We start from the raw sequence: 21,632 nt of genomic DNA on the forward strand, positions 1-21,632 counted from the left end.
CCTTCCTTAACTCGGCAGCAGATCCTGTGCTTCGCTTTGCGCCTGCTTCATGACAGTTTCTACATCTTTATCGGAGAAAATACATTCTGTAACTGCCTGGTTTAATGTCGTAGCAATTTGGCCGCTGTTTAAACCCGGAAAGCCTACCCACTTATGTAAGCGTTCCAGCTGTTCCAAATTGGTGCGTACAAAAGGATGTTCTTCCGCCCATGATTTTAAGTATTTCTCATCGTCGATAATAGCAGGTCGCAATGGCAGATAACCCATTTTGCTGGTGATAATGGTATACCCTTCTTCACTGGTCACAAACTGAATAAATTCCCACGCGGCTTTTGCCTTTTCCTCATCCTGGGACATGATGCACAAGCCCGAGCCAGAATTGGTCGGCACAGCTTCTTTATCGCCAAAAGAGGGCAATCCAGCAGCACCCAATTCCCAGCCGCCGGCTTCCGACGAGGAGATCAGCGCACTTTCCATCGCAGCAGAAACGACCAGCATCCCCTGGTTTCCGGCCATGAACGCTTCCATTGCTTCGGTATCTGTATAGTTGGAGTGCGCACCACTCAGAACAAGATCCTGCCATACAGAGATCGCGTCAACTGCCGGTTGTTCCCCAAACAGAATGGTCTTTTTATCCTCTGATAACACTTCCCCGCCGTTTGAGTAGATCATCGCCTGAATCAGCCAGTCAGTCCCGTCACCTGTTGCAGTAATCTGAATTCCTTCTGTACCGCTGTCTTTTAGCGCTACTCCGTATGTCTTTACCTCCTCCCAGGTTTTAGGCGGCTGTTCAGGATCAAGTCCGGCTTTTTCAAATAGGTCTTTATTGTAATAAAGCATAGGGGTAGAGAAGGTATACGGCAAAACATAAGTCTTTCCATCGGTATAAGTACCCAATGTCTGCGCCTTTTCCGCAAAGCCCTCCATGTGCTGGTCATAAGCCTCCTGCCCTGCTATATCCTCAAAAGCAGACAGGGCGTAGTTTTCCACATAATAATCCACGCTGTTCAGCCCGACCTGCACCACATCGAAGGTATTACCCGCCACATAATCAGACTGCACCTTTGTTTGCAGAGAGGCGACATCTGTCTGTACTCCGGTAACCTGTACAGTATCGCTTTGGGCGTTGAAGGTGTCGATCAATTCCTGTACCGCGTCCTTTTGGGAGGCAATTGACAGATTGTAAGTCAAAAAGGTGATTTCTGTCTTTTCGCCGGAAGTCGTTTCTCCGTTGGAGGAAGCTTGGGTATTGGTGTTAGTAGTTGCACAGCCAGCAAAAGACGCTGCTATCGCAGCAGCCAGCAGTAATGTCAGTAATCTTTTCATTCTTTTCTCCTCGTCGTTTTTCATCAAATTTTTCAGCAGCCGAGCGTAGAAAGCTATTTCTGGTTTTTGAGCATCTTCTCCATATCAGCCGCTTTCATAGTAAGCAGGGTCTTATACTGATAGTTCACCGTTTCTGTCCCTACATATACGCTGTCCTCTGTAATTCTTCCAAGATTATAAGAGCAGGCGTCAATAAAATCAAGGTCTCCTTTTTTCGCGTTGTCCATGCTAAAGGCCGTACTTGCTGCAGTGGCATATGTAACACCATTTTTGCTGTGACAGCTTAAGTAGTGCGTGTGTCCGGAAAGGACTGCTTTTACATCGGTACCTTCAACAATGTTGGCAAACGCATCACGCACCGGGCACAGCCCCTCAAATCCTTTCAGCACAAATCCCTGCGGCGGGTGGTGTAAAATCACGATCGTCCCCTTTGGGGCGACGGTCTTTAATTCTTTGGCCAGGTAGTCTAACTGTTCCTGAGGCATTTCACCTATCTCATTGCCATCGACGGGACTGGTATCCAAAGCGATAATACGCAGGCCGTTTATCATGGTTGTTTCAACATAGGGTTTGGCAACTCCGGTTTTTTCCAAAAAACCTTCCCAAAATGCCTGCCTTCTATCATGGTTTCCCAGACAAACAACATACGGAATCCCCTTACAGTTATCTTCTAATATTGACTTAAAATACGCATAATCTTCTGCTGTCCCCTCATGTACAAGGTCGCCGGTAATAATCATCAGTTCCGGTTTCTGCGGGTGGTTTAATGCCGCCGTAATAGCCTGGGCCAATTTCTTCCCATCATCTACCAATTCCAGTAATTGGTTGGTCTGTGATCGTCTACAAAGTACATGTGTGTCTGATAAATGTGCAAAATTCATTCTTTTCTCCTCCTTATTACAGTTAATATTTTACCGTTTCTATTTCAAAGGATTCTATCACAAACGGGTAAAACCTGCGTTAACCTGTGTTCTTATGTAAATAACAGCTCTTAGATATTTAAAACCTTGGTAAACTTTTAATCATAACGGGTGTACCCATCTTTATGCCTATGGGGCCTTTCGTTGAATATTTCAGCAGAAAACGCCTATGCCGTACCGCATTCCCGATCACAATATCCTCGGCGGCTTCTATATTGCAAATCGTCTCACCGATGAACCAAGATTCATCCGCCGTTCTCCTGCTTTTGAAAAAGTTCATCAGCAGAACAGTGGTATTAGCTTGTCCTTCATTGTTGTATGCTCCTCCTTTTTAATTTTACCAAAACAAAAAGAAGACACCCGTTTGGGCGTCTTCCTCTTTTTCGATATTTGTTTCAGCATACCTATTGTAACATATTGAGATATACGTCTCAATAGCATTTCCGTTTATTTTTTCTCTTTTCTGTGCCTTTTGCGTGCCATGTCTATTTAATGAGCCAGCCATAATCCTGGCGGCACGCTGCCTGAGATTGTCACTGCATCAGTCCACGGCAGGATACTGCTAAATTGGTTGAAAAAGCCCTACAGTTCTTCCGCCGTAATGGCGGCTCCCGACTCCAGAAATTCAGTATGCCGTTTGAATATTAATACAGGAACGAGTTTCGGCGGCAATACGGGTGAATTGATGTTTCATTCCCTGCTTTTCCAGTAAATCCAAAACATAGCTGCCGTTATATCCCCCTACAAAGCCAAGTGCCGTTGCCTGTTCTCCCAGCAGTTCAGCAACTCTGGATACATTCAAGCCTTTTCTACCTACTGTATTTCTGACTTCTTTGACCTGCATAACCATAGAATCTTCTAAATTTTCAACCAAATATAGCTTATCAATTGAAGTGTTTCATGTTACAGTAGTAATCATTTATTTCTGAAAAAATCCCACCGAGTGAATAATATGGTCTCGTTTCGGATCAAGGTTGAACAATTCCCGGTCTGTCAGCATGATCTCCCGCTGAATAGAGAAATATCCGTACCGTTCCCGTAAGGGTTCTACCTGGTCGGTATAGTCGGAATAGATCTCCTTTGCCATTTGAGAGAACTGGAGATACTTGTCCTAGTGGGGCGGGGGCAAAGATGATGTCCGGGTATTTCTGCTTGGCGAACCACAAGGGATCGCCGGTCTGTACGCCGAAGGCTTTGGCTTCATAGTTCTTGGCAAGGACGATTCCATGCCGCTGCTCCGGATCGCCTGCGGCTGCCATAGGCTTTCCTCTGTATTCCGGGTGGTAAAGGCTTTCTACGGAAGCATAAAAGTTATTCATATCACTGTGCAGTATCACCCGATTCATAACAAAACCCTCCGTAAACCTTTGTCTTAGTTTACGGAGGGCTATTTTCTTTTATGCCTTGTTACAGAACCAGTTTTTCATTTGTTTGTGAAGAAAGGAATACAATATCAAATTCAAGCAGGGTAGGTAGTTCACTGACAGAATCCCAAAACAACACCTGATTTTCAGTTGGCATTCCGAAAACTGCGATGTCAATATCGCTGTTTTCTCGGTGATCGCCTCTTGTGCGGGAGCCGAACAATACGATTTTATCCGCTTGATACTGGCGGGATAACTGCACAATTTGCCGATATAAAGGAAGCCGGAATTACCCTTTATCAAATTATCAACGGCGAAGAAAGAGAAAGCTCGTATAGCATAAAATTATGGAGTCGAAACCATCAGAGGTATCGACCTCCATTCGCTTTGTGTATATACTTGTAACGTTTTTTGCAATAAATTCTTGACCATGTAAGGCTTTTTCTGTCTTGTTTTTCGGATGGCAACGGATTTTTTATCATTGACTCTGCTTTTCACGTATATAAGCGTTACGGAACTTTATTTTACAGCCTGCGCTGTTTTTCTATGTAGAGTTGGTACAACCCCATGCGGGATTTTACCCCCGCTTTCTCATAGATAGATGAGATATATCGCTGACAGGTTCGCCGGGACAGATATAAGCCATCTGCGATCTCCTGAATGCTTTCCTCCGAATTGACCAGCTTATCGAATACATCGATTTCTCTGGGAGTAAGGGCAAACAGGTTCGATAGAATACGGAATGCTTCCTGGGGATCCAAATCTGCCGGGATATCCTTGGGTGCGCCGGATGCTGCCGGCAGCCAGGCTGAGTATAGAGAGATTACTATGCTGACAGCTACAAACAGTACCAGTGCCAGAATGATAGACGCCATACCATTGCTGTCAGAGACAAGCAGCGCTACAGAGACGTTGGCAAACAAAGCGGCGCTCACGTTATTCATGGCGCGGCCCATACCCGCCCATAGCGCCGGTGTCTGCATATGACAGGCAAAATCCAGAAAGCTAGTAGTGAAGAATACCGCAAAAAATCCGGCTGAGAGATAGAATACAACTAACCCGATCAAAAACGGGCCGCCCAGTTTGAGTACCACCACACAGATGACAGACATCAGCATGACGCAGTACATCATCATCGCCATATATTTCCGTTTCCGGATATCGAAAAGGAAACCGGCAGCCAGGCCGCTTACCGCCAGCAGAAGCCGCGGCCATTGCCCGATGTCGGCACCTGCCGCATGATGCATAGTGACCGCGTTATCCAGCGTGCTGAAAATACACGCCATCAGGAGCACAAGCAGTGCCAGAAAACCTCCAGCGGCTATCTTTTTCCGGTTTGCCCTTACGTCCTCTTTTACAGGAAGCGGGCGCTTTTCAGCTTCTGTGGTCTCCGGACCGAAAAGCTTCTCCGCTTTCAGTAATAGCGCCAACGTTACAATAGCAAAGACCGAAAGTATAATGGCTTCTGCAGTTTCCAGATTGATAAGATTGTTATTAAGAAATTGCAGGAATATTCCCAGTGCATAGGAGATACCAACTACGCATGCCAGGTGGTCACGATCCTCTGCCAGTTTGAAAAACAGGTAGTGAGCCGCACTCCCCAATAGCCCCAGAGACAGGAATAAAGCCATTCCGGAGAGCAGAGTGGACAAATACGAAACATGCTTCTGAACTCCCCAAATGCATACAACCGCCGTCAATGCAAGGATAAAAAGCCCAACGATTTGTGCCCGCTTTTTCAAAAAACGATGAAACAACGGATACAGTAAAAAGCCAATGGCGCTTACTCCTAATGCGTAGTTTTGTGCGAGCACCGTTTTTTCTTCCCCAGCCGTAAGCGAGATCCTATTCACATACAGGTACTCGATTCCAAGGAATAAAAAGGTAAAAATACCAAGCAGCAGAATAGCGTAAATGGATTTTGGTTTTGTAAAGACTTCTTTTATCATATGTCCATTTTACCTCCTTTCTGCAATAGTATAATTACGGATAATTATACTATAGACGAAACGGCTCGAATTTTCAACAATTTTAGACGGTAAAAGATTTTTCGGTTAACATTTTTGCAGAACACACATTCCTTTCGATTTGACCTTAACCGGGCATTCCTTCTGGATAATACTACATTTCATGGGGTGATTTTCTGCGACCAGAACCCCTTGTTTTTTGTGCCTAAATGTACCTTACCACAGCTGCCAAAAGCACTACGGTAATACAAGAAGGAAATGTTCTGGGGAAAAGCAATCACTTAGTAGGTGATGTTATGGGCGTAAAAATAGATCAGCAGGCCACCCAATCCAGCGCCGGTTATCATGCATGCCCACGTCCAGAATAAATACAGCAGAAGTCCCAGGAAAATAAATACGCAAAACACCACAATAAAAGCATCTTTCTGGAAGAGCATGATGTATTTGATACAGGCGATCACAATACCCGCTATCATGACGAGAGATCCCAGAAGGGCGAGAACGAAAACATATACTCCCGCCATCTGGAGAATTGCGATCAGGATATTCCATCCAAGACCTATTCCTGCAATCAGGCTGCCTATTTTAATGAGGCTGTCCCGTGATATGCTGAATGCTCCAAAAAAACAGGCTGCGAGCAAGCCGTTGGAGGCAATGTTCAGTATGTTCACCATAATGACCGATTCCGTGCTTATGTAGTATGACGTGGAAACTACCAGGCTGATGATTGCGGTGAGAACCGTAAGAAACCCTCCTATTGCACCAATAAGGTGGTACTGCCTTAACCTTGAATACATGCCATATCCCCTTTCTGATACTGCGTCTGTGATAAGCTGGCCAGAGCTTTTTATGACATTCTGTGTCCTAGCCAGCCTTCTATCTGTGAACTTTTCGTTTTTTATCATAACAGGAAGCCTGTGTTATTGATAGGCCGCTTCAGCGCCAAACTGAAAAAAACCGTGGCGCACCTGTGCCATTTCGGAAAAAACAAGCTTTGAATTGCAAAAACCGGATAACAAAACCCCGCTGATCATGAAATCTTGCCGGGCGGTAAGATGAAAACCCACGTTCTGTACTTCCCCTGCAAAAAAGTTTGTGAACTTCAGGCAAAACGATGGAATCAGCCCATCTGCCATAACCGACCGATCCTTTTTATACACTCAAGACTGTCTTTCCCTTGGATTTTTGCGTAAAAAACGGATTGGCGCAGATGCGCCCCATGATTCTTTGTAAATTGGCGCGAAAGCGGCCTGCACAAATCCTTAAAAAAACGATACGATAGAACCGTTAAAAAACAGAGATTTGACTTTTTGTGTCAAGAACTAAGCACCAGAGTACTATCCGAAAAACAACTCAGATCACAACAGGAGGAATGAGCGGATGAAAAGAAGAATGGCGGCGGTGCTTCTGGCTGTAATGTGTGTTCTGGCCGGATGCGCACCCTCAGACAGATCGCTTCGAGTCTATTGTACGGAAAACCAAAAGGAATTTCTGAATCAAACGCAGGAAGAACTGCCGGCAGAGTTGGTCTTTCATTATTGGACGGAGACGGCGGCAAGCTACCGAACGACGAATGATGAGATTATCTCCGGGATCCTGCAGGCGTTAAGGGAAGCAACAGTCGTATCCAAGTCTTCCGTCCGTTCTACAGACAACCGGATCCTGGAGTTTGTTACGGCGGAAGGGGATACCTGCAATTTCGGGTTTGATGAACGAAAGTTCAGAGGAGCCGATGAGGAGTGCTATGTTCTTTCCGGTGATGATGAGCTTTGGAAACTGGTATGGGAGATCAGGGAGTCGGATCCGGAATATCAGGATCTGATAAGATAGCTGTATTTTCCCGAGATTGCCGCGAAAAATGTAGATTGGCGCAGGTGCGCCACATGATTCTTTGTAAATTGGCGCTAAAGCGGCCTGCACAAATCCCTCAAAAAACGATACAGTAAAAACGTAAAAAGTCCAGGAATGGATTTGGACAGCCCTTAATAATTTGATTTTAGGAGGAAAACGATCATGAAACAATGCGACAATGGCCATTTTTACGATGAAAACAGATTTGACAGCTGCCCCTACTGTCAGGAGGGCGCCGGAATCGGAAAGACGGTAGCGGCCAGTTCGGTGGGGAAAACCGTGGCAGCAGTACCAGGAGGCGCTGCGCCGGAAGCGGACAGAGGCAAGACGGTGGGCATCATCAAAAAAAAGATCGGCATTGATCCTGCGGTAGGATTTCTGGTGTGCATTTCCGGTCCCCATCGCGGCGCAGATTACAAGCTGGTGGCAGGAAGAAACTTCATCGGCCGGGCGGCGGCGATGGATGTGGCCTTGGCGGATGACGACACCGTGTCCAGGGAAAGCCATGCGCTGGTGACCTATGACGCAAAGCACAACAGCTTTTCCCTTTCTCCCGGTCAGGGCAGGGGCATCACTTACTGCAACGACGAACAGGTGGAAATGGTGCGTCCCTTAAAAGCCTACGATGTGATCGAGGTTGGCAAGAGCCAGCTCCTCTTTCTGCCTCTGTGCGGAGATAAATTCCAATGGAATGAGGAGTAAGGGATGGAGCATGTACTTTCATGGTTAAGCAAGCCGCTGTTTCCGGACACCTTCATCCGCATCTGGATGGCAATTGCGGCAGGAGCTGTGCTTCTTTTAACGCTGATCCTTGTCTTTGTCCTGATACGACGGAAAAAGAAGCGAGGTGCTAAAGCGGTGGAAGAACCGATTACGGAACGCCCGGAACCGCTGCCGGAGCTGGAACTTGCCAACCTCCAAGGCGTCGGCAGCCGGGAGGAACAACAGGATGCTTTCGGCATCTCCCGTATGAATCGTTATGAAGAAGACGGCCTGCTCGCTGTACTGTGTGACGGTATGGGGGGCATGGCGGAAGGCGGCATGATTGCGGCGGAAACTGCCTCCGAGCTTGTGGGGATTTTCCCTTGGGCGGATGACAGCGATATCCCCGGCTGGGCATCCCAACGCAGCGCAAGGGTCTACCAGCAGTTTCGGGGACACGGAGGAACAACCCTTGTGGCCGTGCTGCTCAAAGGAGCTCGTCTTTCTTTCTGGTGTGTAGGTGACAGCGACCTGTTCCTGCTTAGGGAAGGCAAACTCTACGGGCTGAATATCCGGCAGGAATATAAGAATGAACTGGTGCTGCGGGCATTGGACGGAGCTTTTCCTGTAGAGGAAGCGTTTTACGACCCACAGGCAGGAGCCCTTTCGGAGTACATAGGCAAAGAAGAAGTGAAATGCGACTATAACCGCATGCCCTTTTCCCTCCAACCGGAAGATGTACTGCTGCTCTGCTCGGACGGGGTAAGCGACACCCTGACCTTAAAGCAGATCCGGGAAGCTATGGCGCTGTCTCCACAGGTATGCTGCGACAAGCTGGAAGAGGAGATCCTGGCGGCAGGCAAGCCGGGTCAGGATAACTATACGGCAATCGTATTGAAATATCACGGTAAAGGAGAAAAAGAATAAATGGAAACAAAAAAAACACCACGGAAGCAAGTCACAGCCATAATTTTGCTGGTTGTAGGATTGGTTTTTGCCGTGTTCGGCGTATTGGGTCTTGCAGGCGGGGGTGGCACAGACCCCTATGAGACGCGCAACAGCGTCGTCATGGTGTACTCCTATCTTCAGCTTACTGACGGTCAGTCCGCCGGTGCCATGGGTACTGGATTTGCCATCGGGAAACCCGGCGAACCGGTGGAATACATTGTGACCAACGGCCATGTGGTGGAATACGGCTATATGGGCCCGAAAACATATCAGGGAGAAGTATCTTCGGCAGGTGTACAGGTATACTTCTCCGCAGCGGAAAACGATTATGTTACAGCAGAGGTGGTCTATTACTCCTCCTTCGACGACAAGGATATTGCGATTATCAAGCTGCCGTCGCCGACGGATAAGCGCGACGCGCTTGCCATTAAAGATTCCGATGCGGTTGAAATCGGCGATACCGCCTTTGCTCTGGGATATCCTGGCGTGGCGAGCGACAGCTCGCAGTTCAACACCTATGATAAGGATGATATTACACTGACCAAGGGAATCATCAGCAAACGCACCAAGCCGGTATGGAGCAACTACGACGCGTTCCAGATGGATGTATACATCAATCACGGCAATTCCGGCGGCCCGCTGGTAGATGAAAGCGGCTTCCTGATCGGAATCAATTCTTCCGGCGCAGTGGATGAGCAGGGCAAGAGCGAAGGCGTAAACTTTGCTATTACCTCCGCAGAATTGACCAAGATACTGGACAGCGAAAATATCAAATACACCATGGCGGGCGGCGGACTTTCCTGGGCCCCGTCCTGGTTTGCCTATGTGTTCCTGCCCATCGGCGTGCTTGCGCTGGCAGGCGGCATCATCCTGCTGGTAATGTCCCAGAAGAACGGACAGGGCGTCCCAGCGGTTGCCGATGCAGGAGCGAACAAAGCGTCTGCCAGGGGCGGCCGCGGTTCTGTAGGAAAACGCGCTGTGCTGCGGGGCGTGACAGGGAAATATGCGGGCCAGAGCTTTGATCTCTTGAAGGGTAAGGTGGTCATCGGCCGCGATCCGGCGGCCTGCAACATTGTATTTGATAAGAATGCGCCGGGCATCAGCGGACGGCATTGCCAAGTGGACTACGACCCGAACGAAGACTGCTTTATCATCACCGATCTGGGCTCCTCTTATGGTACGTTCTTAGGCAACGGCAAAAAGCTGGCGGCCAATGTGGCGGAAAAATTGTCTGCCGGGGATACCTTCTACCTGTGCGACAATGCCAACCGATTTGTAGTGAGCAAGGAGTAACCCATTATGGCAGGTTATTGCTTGAAAAATGGAAGAATCCAGGAGGCGTGGGGGGATGATGCCGCCGGCCAGAAACTGGCGGCTGTCTTCCACCTGGCTGCGGACGGTGAAATGAAGGAACTCAACGAAATTCCAGCGCTGTCGGAAGGTGAAGGAGTGCTGGCATATGCGGGCGAGTTCTATATTGACCCCCTGGAAGTACAGGTTGAATTTCTAAAAGCGGCCAATGCGGAAAAATGGCTGGAGGCGCTGGTCTTGCGACATACCGACCGGGCGCGGCAGGTATCAGGGGATCTCTTCGTCCTGGCCGAGATCAAGGAGGTGGACGCATGAATCCGGAACGTGTTTGTTATGGCTGTTTTGCGGAAAAAGAACCTGGTAAATTTTGTACCAAGTGTGGATTTAATGAAAATGACGAACAGCCGTATCTTGCGCTGCCGCTGGGAACCATCTTGAATGGAAGATACCTGGTGGGAAAGGTGCTGGGCATCGGCGGGTTCGGTATCACCTATCTGGGATACGACCTGACGCTGGAAATCAAGGTTGCGATTAAGGAATATATGCCCTCCGCATTGGCCACGCGGCATCCCGATCACTACAGCGTGGCGCTGACCGGGCGGGTGGAACAGGATTTCCAGTATGGCATGGAGCGCTTTTTGGATGAAGCGAAAATTCTTGCCAAGCTGCAGAGCACCCCTCATATCGTGTCGGTGCAGAACTATTTCAAGGAAAACGGCACTGCCTACTTCGTGATGGAATACATAGACGGCATGAGTCTGAAAGCGTACCTGTCGAAAAACGGGGATAAGATCCCCTGTGACCAGGCGATAGCCATTCTGCAGCCGATCATGGAGGCATTGATACAGGTGCATGCGATGAACCTGCTGCACCGGGATATCAGCCCCGACAACATCTATATCACCGCCAAGGGCGAAAGCCGGCTGCTAGATTTCGGTGCGGCGCGGTTTGCGCTGGGTGATGGCAAGAGCGTGTCGGTCATCTTAAAGCATGGCTATGCGCCGGAGGAACAATATTCCAGCCACGGTAATCAGGGCCCCTGGACGGACGTGTATGCTATGGGCGCTACCCTGTACCGCTGCATTACCGGGCAGCTTCCGCCGGATTCGGTGGAGCGCATTCATGGGGACGCTATGAAAACACCGTCAGAGCTGGGATTTCGTATCTCGGCCCATGTGGAAAACGCCATCATGAAAGCGCTGGCGGTAAAGACCGAAGATCGTTTCCCCAACATGGAGGCGTTCATCAGCGCACTGAGCGGCCGCGTTTCCGTACAGGATCAGGTGGCGGCCAGCATCAGCCAGCGTACCCAGGCCACCGCATACGGGAAAGGAGGCTATGGGCAGACTGCCTATCAGCAGCCATCCTATAGCGCCGATGGCTCTGCGGCAGGAAAACCCTCCGTGTTTTCCAGGCTGCTTTCCTATATGAAAGCCAATCCGATTGTCGCCTGGGTTTCCGGAGGCGGGCTGTTGGCGGTAATCGCCCTTTGTATTATACTCCCCATCGCGCTCTCCGGCGGAGGGAAAACAACTCCGGCAGGAGGAAACGGCGGCGGGAATACTCCCGTTATCAGCCAGTCGCCGGCAAGCGTGGAACCCAGCGATCCGGGAACGACAACAGAACCTTCAGCGGGAATGGTGAAGCAGGATCTTGGCATTCTCAATGCTACCATTGAAATTCCGACAGATTATACGGCGTCTGAGGATGGGTTGAACTTTATCAATGAGGATAAAGGCTGCGCTGTCATGACGGACTATCTTTGGAATATTGACGGTCCGATCTACTCTCTTGCCGACGTGGAATCCCAGCGGGAAGCAATTGTCACGAAACTGATGCAGGATCTGGAGGTTTCAGACTATCAGATCTTAGCGGCTGGCCCTGACCGGGTGGGAAATTCGGAAGCCTATCAGATCTACTTTGAAGGCACTGACAGCGAAGGCGTTTCTATGGAGATGATCGTCATGGCAGTAGGCGGATACGAATTTGGCTGTTATTTCATCATCACTGCCTATCCCAAGGGAGATGAAGCTGCCGAAGCAGAGATTCATTCCATCATCCAATCCTTTCAGAGTAACGGTATGCCGGAGGTGACCTATAAGGCTTACTATGCGGAACGTGCCGGAGTTAAGGTCATCATAGACGAGTCCTCTGCGCAGGGTGGCGTAGCAGATATGGAACTTGAGTTGAATATGAACGGCATCGGAACCGTCCATGAGATGTTCCTGTACCCTACTCAGGAAGACAGGAATGCCGCAGTGGGGCAGGGTTTCGCTGTGGAGATCGGCAAGGCTTCTGAATTCGGCTTGAGTACGCCGGAAGAAGTGATTGAATACAACAAGAACGTAAGCGGTACGAACAATGAATCCTATACCTTCTCGTCCGGCGGCGTGGAATGGCTGGCCTATGACTTTACGATGGGCGGCAAGAATTTCAGCTATTCATCGGCTGTAATTGACGGCGAGTGCTATCTTGTGGGCTGTGTGTTCAATGATTCCAACAAGGACGCGATAGTTGCTTTATATAATCAGGCCACCGCGTCTCTCCGCGCTTGGGCAGGGTAACTTGTAAAGACTTGGGCTGCCTGCGGCATATTTTACTGCGGCCCTATGCCTATCGAGATTTTGGAACCATTCGCATTCATATAATGGCCGTTCCTGATCGGGCAGAAAACAATGGCTTTATTCCCATAGCCCGTCTAGTGCTGTTTTTAATGCGAAATGGGAAGGAAGCGGCGCCGCTTCGAATACTTGTGGTGATGGCTGTATTTGTAAGGTGTTACTAGTTTTCGCGGCGCTACTTTTATTAGTTTGACTGGTTTGTCGCCTTCGCCTTTTTTGGCAGCTTCCGGTTTGTGGTCGCTATACTGCTTTCCTTGGCGCTGATAGATGACCGGTTGCGTCGAGGTTTAGCGGGAAAAAACAGAGAAGAGGAGCGAAACATGAACTTAGAACATATTTGCTATGGCTGCTTTCGGGAAAAGCCGGGCGGTTCCCTCGTCTGCCCATACTGCGGCTTCCATGCAGAAGAGGAACAGCCATTTTTAGCGCTGCCCATGGGAACTTTGCTGAATGGTCGCTACATGATCGGCAAGGTACTGGGCGTGGGCGGGTTCGGCATTACCTATCTGGGCTATGATCTTACGCTGGAGATCAAGGCAGCCATCAAAGAATATATGCCCTCCGGCCTTGCCACCCGGCATTCTGACAAGTACAGCGTAGCGCTGACCGGACGGGGGCAGGCGGATTACCAAAGCGGCATGGAGCGCTTTCTGGATGAGGCGCGGATTCTTGCCAAACTGCAGAACACACCGAATATCGTGTCGGTGCAGAACTACTTTAAAGAAAACAACACGGCGTATTTCGTGATGGAATACATCGACGGCATGAGCCTGAAGGCATACATTGCCTCCCAGGGCGGAAAGATCCCTTACGACCAGGCCTTAACCATTTTGATGCCAGTGATGCAGGCGCTGACGCAGGTTCACGCCTTGAACCTGACCCATCGGGACATCAGTCCGGACAATATTTCCATTACATCCAAAGGAGAGAGCAAGCTGCTGGATTTTGGCGCGGCCCGGTTCTCCATCGGGGACGAAAAAAGCGTGTCGGTCATCCTGAAGCATGGCTACGCGCCCGAAGAGCAGTATTCCAGCAAGAGAAACCAGGGGCCCTGGACAGATGTGTACGCAATGGGAGCAACTCTATACCGCTGCGTGACCGGGGAACTGCCGCCGGATTCCATCATGCGGGTTCATAACGATACGCTGAAAAAGCCCTCTGAACTTGGAATTTCTCTTCCTCCGTATGTGGAACAAACCATCCTAAAGGCACTTGCGGTGAAAGCGGAAGACCGTTTCCCTACCATGGCGGCCTTTATTGAAGGACTTACAGGGAAAAATCAGGTGCATTTCCATCACCGCACCACGGCTGCGCCGACCGGTCAAACGGCGGGAGGCTCCGGAGAAAGACAGTGGCTTTGGACAAAGCTTCGCAATAAACCTCTAGGTGTACGTATTCTGGCTCTGGCACTGTGCATCACCGTGATTGGACTGGGTGTTTGGAAAACGGTAACGGGTATCGGCACTTTGATAGGCGTGGAGTCCAAGCGAAATTCCGATACTCCCGTGATAGCGTTACAGGAACCCGAGGGTGTAGACGATGTTTCCTTGCAGGACTACAGCCAGGACTATCTGAATATCACCATGGGGATTCCCGAGGGGTATATTGAGACAGAATCCGGCAGCGGCGCCTTTGCTTCATCGGATGGAAATGTCACTTTGCAGATCGGGTTTTACGACCAGGCCGCCGGTTTCCCAGTTTATACCCTTGCTGATGTGGAGAAAAATGCAGAGAAGTACGTTCAGTATTACATCGGGCTTTTGGAGAGCACCAATATCACAAAACAGGAAATCATAGGCCGGGATTACCGGGAGATTGGATCTCTTAACGCCTATCTGATCCAGTTTTCCGCCACCGAAAGCGGCGGCACGACCATGGAGTTTCTGGCGGCGTTCATCGAATGCCAAAATGGGTTTGGCTGCTACAACCTCATCGGTTCCTACCCCCAGGGCGATGAGGCGGCAAAGGCAGAAGTTTTCGCAGCTTTGGATTCCTTTCGAAGCAACGGATCTGCAGGAACCATCTACCAGCGGTTTTATGATGAAAGGCTTCCCTTCCAATTCCTCTACTGGGAAAACGAGGGTGAGATTGTGTTCAATGTAATCAATGAAAATCGGCTGGAGATGAGCAACAGCACCAGTAATATCGGTATGGAGGTACATTGCCAGCCCTTAAGCGATACGCAGACTAAGGAAATCTGGTTGGACGCTTTGGCTGAAGAATTGACCAATGAATCTGGCGTTGAACCGCGCGGAGAACGTTGGCAAAGTGAAAGCGGCGGGATCGACTGGGCCGTTGATGGGTACACCATAACCGAGGAGGGACAGACTTCCTATATAGATGTTTACGGCGGCGAGTTCGATGGTTATGTGTTTCTAGTTTTGATAGCTGCGGAAACAGAGGATGGCCTTTTCGATGGAATGCTGCTGGATGTGACCAACACGATTCGTCCCGTGGAATAGAGGATAGCGCATTCCCGGGAGAAAGGAGAAAAAAGTGCTGAGTTTGAAAAGAAACATCAATTGTCCCCGGCGTATGGCTGTATATGCCATCTTCGATGTGTTGGATCGGATGGGCAGCCAATACGAGCAGGCGATGGCCGGCGATATCAAGGCGGAGGCGAATGTGTTGGGGCATACCAGTGAGTACGCCTTTGCCGTGACGGAGCAGACCGTCAACACATCGATCCTCCATGTTTCCATGCTCCGTCCGGCAAGCGGCCTGACTGAAAAGGAAAAACAGCTTGCGGTACGCTATCTGATGGACAGCGTGCTCCAGCATATCGATGAAGTACAGGCTTCAGAATGAGGAGACAACCAAGCTGTCCTCACTCCGCATTTTTGGGTGGCAGAATTTTCAATGTTCTGGATGTCGGTTTTGCAGATGTATAGGAACTCTATGTCTCCCACGCTCGATAAGGGAAATATTGTGGCTTCAGGAAAGGGTTCAGATTTTCACTCTGGAGAGTTTGTAGCCTTTTATATCGGCGATAAGCTTTTGGTAAAGAGATGCATTGCCGACCCGGGGGACTGGGTGAATATTTACGAAGACGGAAATGTGTATGTAAACAATGAACTGTACGATATACTCGCAAAACGGCCATTTTTGCTTGGCTTGAGAGTATGAGGACATAGGAAGCGGCGAGGCTGTCAGCTCCGCCGCTTCCTGTTTTTCCCGGACAACCAAAAAGACGACCTCTCAAACTGCTTGATCAGTTGTTTTTTCTATATCTGGTTATTTGTTTAGAAGCTATTATATTAAGATTATATCATTTAAAAACCTTGATTTTCCATCATGCGCTGAAAAAAGCGGTATCAGCTTTTGCCAATACCGCTCCTCAAACTAGTTAGAAATCATTTCATTTAAAATGATTTCTTCTATCTGTTGTTTAATGCAATTCATTTTCCTTGTTCACTCAACGGGATTATCTTCTTATAAGTATCTCAAATGCCGTTGTCCATAAATTCCCCTGTGAGCCACGGACACCTCTGCGGCATCAGTTCCAATGAATTCGCAGCCTTTTCAAATTCTGCCGTCAGCCGTTCTGCCGCTTCTGGGCTGACCTGTGCCAGAAATGCAGCGTGGGAAACGAGCATTTGAGCTGCCCGTTCCGATACAATCACACCATATTTATTCCGCCGTTCCATGGCCAGCCGCCTCCTTGATTGCACTGCGCATCATCGCAGCGACTTCATCAACAGAGCAGCCTTCGCTGCCGCGCCTCCTGTCCTCCTCGACCGCGAGCAGTTCCTCACGGAGTTTTAACATCTTTTCCCGCCTGGAAAAAGTTTCTATGTCCATCACAACGAGATCGCCTTCCCCATTCTTGGTTAAAAAAACCGGTTCTCCACTTTTTTTACATAAATCTGATATTTCATTATAATTCTGGCGTATTGCCGCCGATGGGCGAATCGTCATAAAGCCGCCCCTTTTATAGTAATATTATACTCATATTATAACTAAATAATACTATGGTGTCAAATAGTAATCAAACCTTCATCTTTATATTTTGCAAATCAAAATCTCCACTTAGACAATATGGTTTGTTGAGGCTTTATCAGATCTAAGATTTTTCAGTTGTACGATTTTTTATACAACCGAAAAGGACTCCTTGCTTTTCCGGAGATCCTGATTGGGGCGTTCTAAAGCTAGATTGCTTTATCCTTGATATATCCTAATTCTATTAAAATATCTTTTGTTTCGCTGGAGGTTTCAGGGGAATACGCATAAATAACAGTATTGCCTTTATAGATCACAACACTGTAAATTCCATTTTCAGTCATCGCAAACATTTTACCGCCTGGAAGTTCTGCTATATTTTGGTCACGTTCTGCGGATGGAAGGCCAATAGAAATACGCTCTATAATTTGGTTAAATACCCCGGTAGCTGTCTCAGTACCATCATAATCATAAAACTCGAATTTAATATCATCCTTTGCGCCTGCGGCAACATACATCAATTTATCTTCCTCAATAAACCAATACGACACCGGAATCTCTGCAGTTTCAAAATTTCTGTCGGTCAGGACAGTACGAACCCTTTCGCTGTCAGGTACGGCCATATGGGATATATTTCCTCCCGGCCGGTTCGTTGCCTGTTTGGGCGCTCCAGTGATGTCTGCGAGCGTTAAGTTAAATCCGATTAGAATCGTTAAAAAAACACCGCCTAACAGTGTGTAGGCAATGATATTTCTAACCTTCCGACCGCCTTTTTCCCTTTCTCGAGCGCGAGCCTGCTCCAGCATTTCCGTTGTTTCTTCATCAAGCGGATTGTTTTTGCGGTAAATCTTGCCTGCGATGAGAAGCACAAGATTTATGATAAGAAGAATGATATTTCCCCAAAACGCAATTCTTGTCTTATCCGCATGTTGCGATATTGCCGTGTATTCAGCAAGAATCAGAGCTGCAAGTCCGGGAAGCATGCTGTATAAATAACATTGAAACAGCCTTTTAGTTTTTGGGGGATCAGAGCTTTTTTCGCTGAGATAAGCGAATATGATTCTATTTCTTCTGTTTCTCCTGCCGCTTCGTGCGTATCTGCTCCCCGCAGTAACGGAAGGCAGTCTGTGTGCTAAATCGTTTTGGATTCCCCGAAGAGTCACTCCCGAAAGATTCAGAACCTCTCTGAATATCCAAAAGGAACAGTATAAATTGACAGGCATCATGATCACCGAAAAGATAATATTTAAGACCAATTTCATAAAGCAAGACCTTCCTTTTCTGTGTTTTGATGAGCCTGTTCCAATAATTTGATTTTATCACAATTCACTTTGCTTTTCTACTGTCTTTCTGAAAGGATACGCAATGTTTCCCGCCCATCCTTCAAAGAGCATTGCAGGATTCTCCTGCCAAACAAAACCCGTGCTGTTTTGACAGCACGGGTTTTCTGAATCTGTTTGCAGCAGGGAAATTACACACATGCTAGTTCTTCATCCCTGTAACCGCAATTCCTTCTACAAAATATTTCTGCAGGAAAACATATAAAATTAAAATTGGAATCACCGATATGACCGAGCCCGCCATGAGCAGGTTCCAAGCAACAGAATACTGTCCTTTAAAGAGCTGCAGGCCAACAGTCAATGTTCGTACGGCGTCCGTATTTGACATAACAAGCGGCCATAAGAGATTATTCCACTGCCACATAAAGCAGAATACCGCCTGGGTTGCCAACGCCGCTTTGGAAAGCGGCAGGATGATCTGCCAATAAATCCGAAAATATCCGCAGCCATCAATAATCGCAGATTCATCCAATGATTTGGGAATCCCTAGATAAAATTGCTTGATCATAAATGTCCCATAGGCACTGAAAATACCTGGTACAATCAATCCCGCAAAGGTATTGATCCAGCCGAATTCCTTCATAAGCAAATATAACGGGATCAAAGTTACTTGAATTGGTACCATCATGGTGGCAAGATAAATCAAAAAGATAATATCTCGGCCCTTAAAGGTCAATCTTGCGAAGGCAAACGCCGCCAGGGAACAGGTGACTAGCTGTCCCAAGGTGGTCAAAACTGTTACAATTGCTGAATTTCGGAAAAACAGGCTGAAATTTGCCATCGTCCATGCATCCGAATAATTCTTCCACACAAACGGCGACGGAATCCATTCCGGCGGGAAGATCAGTACCTGCCCCATTTCCTTAAAGGAAGTGGAAACCATCCAGACAAACGGGATTACCATAACCACTGCAACAATAACCATCAGCAGATATAGGATACTATTTCCCGCAAATCTCCTGGCTTTTTTATTGAAACCTTTATTCATTACTGCACCCTCTCTTTTCCGAATTAAACATCTGATTCGACCCATTTATTCTGGAATTTGAACTGGATGACGGTAAACACAAAGATTACCACAAACAAAACAATCGATAACGAGCAAGCATATCCCATCCGGAAGCGTGTAAAGCTCATATCATAAATATAGGTCACCAGGGTTCTGCTGGCATCCAGCGGACCGCCGCCTGTCAGCGTGAATACAATCTCAAATACCTGGAACGAGTCGATAATAGACGTGATCAAAATAAAGAAGGTCGTCGGAGAAAGCATCGGTACTGTAATATGCCGAAATTTCTGGAATGTATTGGCGCCGTCCATTTCGGCCGCTTCATATAAATATCTTGGAATTCCCTGAAGTCCAGCTAGATAAATGACCATCAGTTTCCCGGCATTCTTCCATATGTTCACCGCCACAACGCTGGGCATAACTGTATTTAAATCTGTCAGCCAGGATACCTTTGGCAGTCCAACCATTGACATCAGGTAATTCAGCAGCCCGAATTCGCCGTTGTAAATCCATTGAAACACCATAGATGCGGCAACCGCAGAAGTGACAACCGGCAGAAAATACATAAACCGAAATGCAATCACAGTCTTAAACCCACGGTTTACCAACAGCGCCAGTCCTAACGAAATCACCAGCACTAGCGGAACATAAAGCAAGGTGAAATAAAAGGTGTTCCAGAAGATGGTGTAGAATTTCGGGTCTTCAACAAACATCTCCTTGTAATTGGACAGGCCGATAAACTGGAAATCTCCAGAAATATTCCAGTCGGTCAGGCTGATTCCAACTGAAGCTAAAACCGGCAATAAAGAAAACAGCAAAAACCCCAGAAAGTTTGGCATGATAAAAAGATACCCCGCCACTGTTTCCCTTCTCGTTCTGGTCATTTTCATTTCTTGAACCTCCCATGCAAATCAGAAGACACTGTGGCTGGCTGTATGCCAGCCACAGCGCCCATATCCTTTGCAGATTAATTTAGCCCTGAACCTCTCCAGCCTGAACTTCTTTTAAGACATCGTTGCATTTTGCAACTTCTTCCTCTAATACTGTTTTTACATCTTCATTATAAATGAGAATCCGATCCATTGCGGTATTAATAAAGGAATCGGTATTTCCGCCGATTTCAGCCCATCTTGCTACTGCGTTCGGCCCTTTTGCTTCCAGGAGCGCTTCTTTGACAATAGACATATCCGCTTTTTCAGAAGCATTCATAAACGCGTCGGAATCCATGATGCTTTCCAGTGTCGGCTGCGCAAGTCCCTCTTCAGCGATAATCTGCTGGCCCTCTTCGGAGGTGCAGAATTTAATCCATTCCCATGCCGCGTCTTTATTTTTGGTGCCGTAGCCGATACCCATGCCGTTCGGGAACGCTGCAGGAACCCTGCCTTCCGGTCCGCTTGGAATCGGAGCAACGCCCCATTCAAACGGAAGTGTCGCATAGGTCGGAATCATCCATGAACCAAACAGCTGCATGGCAACCTTGCCGGTATCAAAGCTAATGTTGCTGACCTGAGAACCGCCTGTGGTATCCGGAACCGGAGCAGAACCGTCCTTGTGAACCATTTCCTGCATAACGGTAAAGGCATCGATTGCTTCCTGAGAATCGAGGTCACAGGTTGTACGGTCTGCGCTGATGACATCTAATCCAGAGGAGAAGAACCAGGACTGTTCATATACGATCATACGGGTAAAGAACGTTCCGAACTGAGTGGTGTCGTTTCCTTCTTTTACAGTCAGCTTCTTGGCTGCCTCCCGGAAGTCATCCCAATCCCATGTGCCGTCCGGATACGCAAGGCCGGCGGCGTCAAACATATCCTTGTTGTAGAACATCAGGGTAGTATAGTTCATGGTCGGCAGAGCAAATACTTCGTTTTCAGACATGGTGAACGGCGCTTTTACCGGGTCGGCAACTTTATTGTAAACATTGTTCAAAAAGTCCGAATCACCCTGGATCAGGTCATAAATGTTTTCATAGAATTTGTTGGCATACAGCCCTGCGCCAGCCAGCTCATTTACCAGTGCTGCATCCGGCGGTGTGCCGGCAGCCATCAAGGTGTTAAATTTTACCCCGAAGTTATCACCCGCATTATCGATATTTACGGTGATATCCGGATTCTTTTCATGGAATGTGTCTGCGAGCCGCTGCATGGAGTCAGTACGTGTAGGTTCACCCCACATCAAATAAGTAATGGTCGTGCTCCCGTCTTCCCCTGTTCCCGCGGCACCGCTTGCAGGCTCGGAGGTATCCCCATTCCCGCCGCAGCTAGCCAGAAGCCCTGCCATCAGCAAAGCTGATAGTGCAACAGAGGTTATTTTCTTCATTTTTTTCATTTGTTT

General features: G+C 48.1%; 24 protein-coding genes. 10 read left to right on the forward strand and 14 right to left on the reverse strand.

What is annotated here, in order from left to right:
- Window positions 1-6: 6 nt before the first annotated feature.
- Both CZ360_RS02125 and CZ360_RS02130 read right to left on the reverse strand, forming a co-directional pair.
- Window positions 7-1,326, reverse strand: coding sequence for an ABC transporter substrate-binding protein (locus CZ360_RS02125; RefSeq protein ID WP_159438078.1), 1,320 nt, complete (start codon window positions 1,324-1,326; stop codon window positions 7-9).
- A gap of 53 nt (window positions 1,327-1,379) precedes the next feature.
- Entirely contained in the window at window positions 1,380-2,207 is an 828-nt protein-coding gene (locus tag CZ360_RS02130; RefSeq protein WP_077532540.1) for a metallophosphoesterase family protein, read from the reverse strand.
- A 208-nt stretch (window positions 2,208-2,415) separates the two neighbouring features.
- Between CZ360_RS02130 and CZ360_RS13875 the strand changes: the two genes are divergently transcribed.
- Complete coding sequence (locus CZ360_RS13875) at window positions 2,416-2,667, forward strand: hypothetical protein (protein ID WP_143530116.1); 252 nt, start codon at window positions 2,416-2,418, stop codon at window positions 2,665-2,667.
- Window positions 2,668-2,871: 204 nt separating this feature from the next.
- Here CZ360_RS13875 and CZ360_RS02140 read toward each other — a convergent pair whose 3' ends face one another.
- The 6 genes from CZ360_RS02140 to CZ360_RS02165 all read right to left on the reverse strand — a co-directional run bounded on the left by CZ360_RS02140 (window position 2,872) and on the right by CZ360_RS02165 (window position 6,713).
- Entirely contained in the window at window positions 2,872-3,120 is a 249-nt protein-coding gene (locus CZ360_RS02140) for a PfkB family carbohydrate kinase (protein WP_143530117.1), read from the reverse strand.
- Window positions 3,121-3,214: 94 nt separating this feature from the next.
- Window positions 3,215-3,592, reverse strand: a complete 378-nt coding sequence (locus CZ360_RS02145; protein ID WP_407656915.1) for a Y-family DNA polymerase — start codon at window positions 3,590-3,592, stop codon at window positions 3,215-3,217.
- A 61-nt stretch (window positions 3,593-3,653) separates the two neighbouring features.
- The gene (locus tag CZ360_RS02150) at window positions 3,654-3,872 is read right to left on the reverse strand and encodes a nucleotidyltransferase domain-containing protein (RefSeq protein WP_229407966.1); all 219 of its coding nucleotides are present in this window, start codon (window positions 3,870-3,872) and stop codon (window positions 3,654-3,656) included.
- 262 nt (window positions 3,873-4,134) lie between these two features.
- Window positions 4,135-5,559 (reverse strand): response regulator transcription factor, encoded by a 1,425-nt coding sequence (locus tag CZ360_RS02155; RefSeq protein WP_077532544.1) that lies wholly within the window; start codon window positions 5,557-5,559, stop codon window positions 4,135-4,137.
- Window positions 5,560-5,858: 299 nt separating this feature from the next.
- Window positions 5,859-6,482: a hypothetical protein gene (locus CZ360_RS02160; protein WP_077532545.1), complete on the reverse strand. Its 624-nt coding sequence runs from the start codon at window positions 6,480-6,482 to the stop codon at window positions 5,859-5,861.
- A gap of 15 nt (window positions 6,483-6,497) precedes the next feature.
- Window positions 6,498-6,713 (reverse strand): hypothetical protein, encoded by a 216-nt coding sequence (locus CZ360_RS02165; RefSeq protein ID WP_077532546.1) that lies wholly within the window; start codon window positions 6,711-6,713, stop codon window positions 6,498-6,500.
- A 244-nt stretch (window positions 6,714-6,957) separates the two neighbouring features.
- Here CZ360_RS02165 and CZ360_RS02170 point away from each other — a divergent pair, with 244 nt between their 5' ends.
- From CZ360_RS02170 to CZ360_RS14325, 9 genes are all read left to right on the forward strand, one after another.
- Entirely contained in the window at window positions 6,958-7,407 is a 450-nt protein-coding gene (locus CZ360_RS02170) for a hypothetical protein (protein ID WP_077532547.1), read from the forward strand.
- A gap of 183 nt (window positions 7,408-7,590) precedes the next feature.
- Window positions 7,591-8,130: an FHA domain-containing protein gene (locus tag CZ360_RS02175; RefSeq protein ID WP_077532548.1), complete on the forward strand. Its 540-nt coding sequence runs from the start codon at window positions 7,591-7,593 to the stop codon at window positions 8,128-8,130.
- 3 nt (window positions 8,131-8,133) lie between these two features.
- Entirely contained in the window at window positions 8,134-9,057 is a 924-nt protein-coding gene (locus CZ360_RS02180) for a PP2C family protein-serine/threonine phosphatase (protein ID WP_077532549.1), read from the forward strand.
- Window positions 9,058-10,371: a trypsin-like peptidase domain-containing protein gene (locus CZ360_RS02185; protein WP_077532550.1), complete on the forward strand. Its 1,314-nt coding sequence runs from the start codon at window positions 9,058-9,060 to the stop codon at window positions 10,369-10,371.
- 6 nt (window positions 10,372-10,377) lie between these two features.
- Window positions 10,378-10,704, forward strand: coding sequence for a hypothetical protein (locus CZ360_RS02190; protein WP_077532551.1), 327 nt, complete (start codon window positions 10,378-10,380; stop codon window positions 10,702-10,704).
- Window positions 10,701-12,953, forward strand: a complete 2,253-nt coding sequence (locus CZ360_RS02195) for a serine/threonine protein kinase (RefSeq protein WP_159438080.1) — start codon at window positions 10,701-10,703, stop codon at window positions 12,951-12,953. Before CZ360_RS02190 ends, CZ360_RS02195 begins: the two co-directional genes overlap by 4 nt.
- Before the next feature lie 377 nt (window positions 12,954-13,330).
- Window positions 13,331-15,472, forward strand: a complete 2,142-nt coding sequence (locus CZ360_RS02200) for a serine/threonine protein kinase (protein WP_077532553.1) — start codon at window positions 13,331-13,333, stop codon at window positions 15,470-15,472.
- A gap of 34 nt (window positions 15,473-15,506) precedes the next feature.
- The gene (locus CZ360_RS02205; RefSeq protein ID WP_077532554.1) at window positions 15,507-15,818 is read left to right on the forward strand and encodes a hypothetical protein; all 312 of its coding nucleotides are present in this window, start codon (window positions 15,507-15,509) and stop codon (window positions 15,816-15,818) included.
- A 90-nt stretch (window positions 15,819-15,908) separates the two neighbouring features.
- On the forward strand, window positions 15,909-16,136 hold the full coding sequence (locus CZ360_RS14325; RefSeq protein WP_407656931.1) for a S26 family signal peptidase: 228 nt from the start codon (window positions 15,909-15,911) through the stop codon (window positions 16,134-16,136).
- Window positions 16,137-16,453: 317 nt separating this feature from the next.
- Here the strand turns inward: CZ360_RS14325 and CZ360_RS02215 are convergent, their stop codons facing one another.
- The 6 genes from CZ360_RS02215 to CZ360_RS02240 form a co-directional block, all read right to left on the reverse strand.
- Window positions 16,454-16,657 carry a type II toxin-antitoxin system RelE/ParE family toxin gene (locus tag CZ360_RS02215; RefSeq protein ID WP_077532556.1) on the reverse strand — a complete coding sequence of 68 codons (204 nt, stop codon included), beginning with the start codon at window positions 16,655-16,657 and terminating at the stop codon, window positions 16,454-16,456.
- Complete coding sequence (locus CZ360_RS02220) at window positions 16,641-16,928, reverse strand: type II toxin-antitoxin system Phd/YefM family antitoxin (protein ID WP_077532557.1); 288 nt, start codon at window positions 16,926-16,928, stop codon at window positions 16,641-16,643. The genes CZ360_RS02215 and CZ360_RS02220 overlap by 17 nt, the downstream gene beginning before the upstream one ends.
- A 230-nt stretch (window positions 16,929-17,158) precedes the next feature.
- Entirely contained in the window at window positions 17,159-17,932 is a 774-nt protein-coding gene (locus CZ360_RS02225; RefSeq protein WP_143530118.1) for a hypothetical protein, read from the reverse strand.
- 499 nt (window positions 17,933-18,431) lie between these two features.
- A complete protein-coding gene (locus CZ360_RS02230) occupies window positions 18,432-19,277 on the reverse strand; it encodes a carbohydrate ABC transporter permease (protein WP_205411095.1) in 846 nt (281 codons plus the stop codon).
- A 23-nt stretch (window positions 19,278-19,300) separates the two neighbouring features.
- Window positions 19,301-20,188, reverse strand: coding sequence for a carbohydrate ABC transporter permease (locus tag CZ360_RS02235; RefSeq protein WP_077532560.1), 888 nt, complete (start codon window positions 20,186-20,188; stop codon window positions 19,301-19,303).
- A gap of 82 nt (window positions 20,189-20,270) precedes the next feature.
- Window positions 20,271-21,626, reverse strand: coding sequence for an ABC transporter substrate-binding protein (locus tag CZ360_RS02240; protein WP_077532561.1), 1,356 nt, complete (start codon window positions 21,624-21,626; stop codon window positions 20,271-20,273).
- Window positions 21,627-21,632: the final 6 nt, after the last annotated feature.

Origin of the sequence: Massiliimalia massiliensis (assembly GCF_900155615.1) — a bacterium.
Lineage (GTDB): Bacteria > Bacillota > Clostridia > Oscillospirales > Ruminococcaceae > Massiliimalia > Massiliimalia massiliensis.

Coding starts and splice junctions, on each gene's coding strand:
- CZ360_RS02155 (WP_077532544.1), bottom strand. CDS start 5,559: ATGATAAAAGAAGTCTTTACAAAACCAAAATCCATTTACGCTATTCTG.
- CZ360_RS02185 (WP_077532550.1), top strand. CDS start 9,058: ATGGAAACAAAAAAAACACCACGGAAGCAAGTCACAGCCATAATTTTG.
- CZ360_RS02180 (WP_077532549.1), top strand. CDS start 8,134: ATGGAGCATGTACTTTCATGGTTAAGCAAGCCGCTGTTTCCGGACACC.
- CZ360_RS02160 (WP_077532545.1), bottom strand. CDS start 6,482: ATGATAAAAAACGAAAAGTTCACAGATAGAAGGCTGGCTAGGACACAG.
- CZ360_RS13875 (WP_143530116.1), top strand. CDS start 2,416: ATGCCGTACCGCATTCCCGATCACAATATCCTCGGCGGCTTCTATATT.
- CZ360_RS02240 (WP_077532561.1), bottom strand. CDS start 21,626: ATGAAAAAAATGAAGAAAATAACCTCTGTTGCACTATCAGCTTTGCTG.
- CZ360_RS02145 (WP_407656915.1), bottom strand. CDS start 3,592: ATGAATCGGGTGATACTGCACAGTGATATGAATAACTTTTATGCTTCC.
- CZ360_RS14325 (WP_407656931.1), top strand. CDS start 15,909: ATGTCTCCCACGCTCGATAAGGGAAATATTGTGGCTTCAGGAAAGGGT.
- CZ360_RS02170 (WP_077532547.1), top strand. CDS start 6,958: ATGAAAAGAAGAATGGCGGCGGTGCTTCTGGCTGTAATGTGTGTTCTG.
- CZ360_RS02195 (WP_159438080.1), top strand. CDS start 10,701: ATGAATCCGGAACGTGTTTGTTATGGCTGTTTTGCGGAAAAAGAACCT.
- CZ360_RS02225 (WP_143530118.1), bottom strand. CDS start 17,932: ATGCTTCCCGGACTTGCAGCTCTGATTCTTGCTGAATACACGGCAATA.
- CZ360_RS02215 (WP_077532556.1), bottom strand. CDS start 16,657: ATGGAACGGCGGAATAAATATGGTGTGATTGTATCGGAACGGGCAGCT.
- CZ360_RS02200 (WP_077532553.1), top strand. CDS start 13,331: ATGAACTTAGAACATATTTGCTATGGCTGCTTTCGGGAAAAGCCGGGC.
- CZ360_RS02190 (WP_077532551.1), top strand. CDS start 10,378: ATGGCAGGTTATTGCTTGAAAAATGGAAGAATCCAGGAGGCGTGGGGG.
- CZ360_RS02165 (WP_077532546.1), bottom strand. CDS start 6,713: ATGGCAGATGGGCTGATTCCATCGTTTTGCCTGAAGTTCACAAACTTT.
- CZ360_RS02230 (WP_205411095.1), bottom strand. CDS start 19,277: ATGAATAAAGGTTTCAATAAAAAAGCCAGGAGATTTGCGGGAAATAGT.
- CZ360_RS02175 (WP_077532548.1), top strand. CDS start 7,591: ATGAAACAATGCGACAATGGCCATTTTTACGATGAAAACAGATTTGAC.
- CZ360_RS02125 (WP_159438078.1), bottom strand. CDS start 1,326: ATGAAAAGATTACTGACATTACTGCTGGCTGCTGCGATAGCAGCGTCT.
- CZ360_RS02130 (WP_077532540.1), bottom strand. CDS start 2,207: ATGAATTTTGCACATTTATCAGACACACATGTACTTTGTAGACGATCA.
- CZ360_RS02220 (WP_077532557.1), bottom strand. CDS start 16,928: ATGACGATTCGCCCATCGGCGGCAATACGCCAGAATTATAATGAAATA.
- CZ360_RS02235 (WP_077532560.1), bottom strand. CDS start 20,188: ATGAAAATGACCAGAACGAGAAGGGAAACAGTGGCGGGGTATCTTTTT.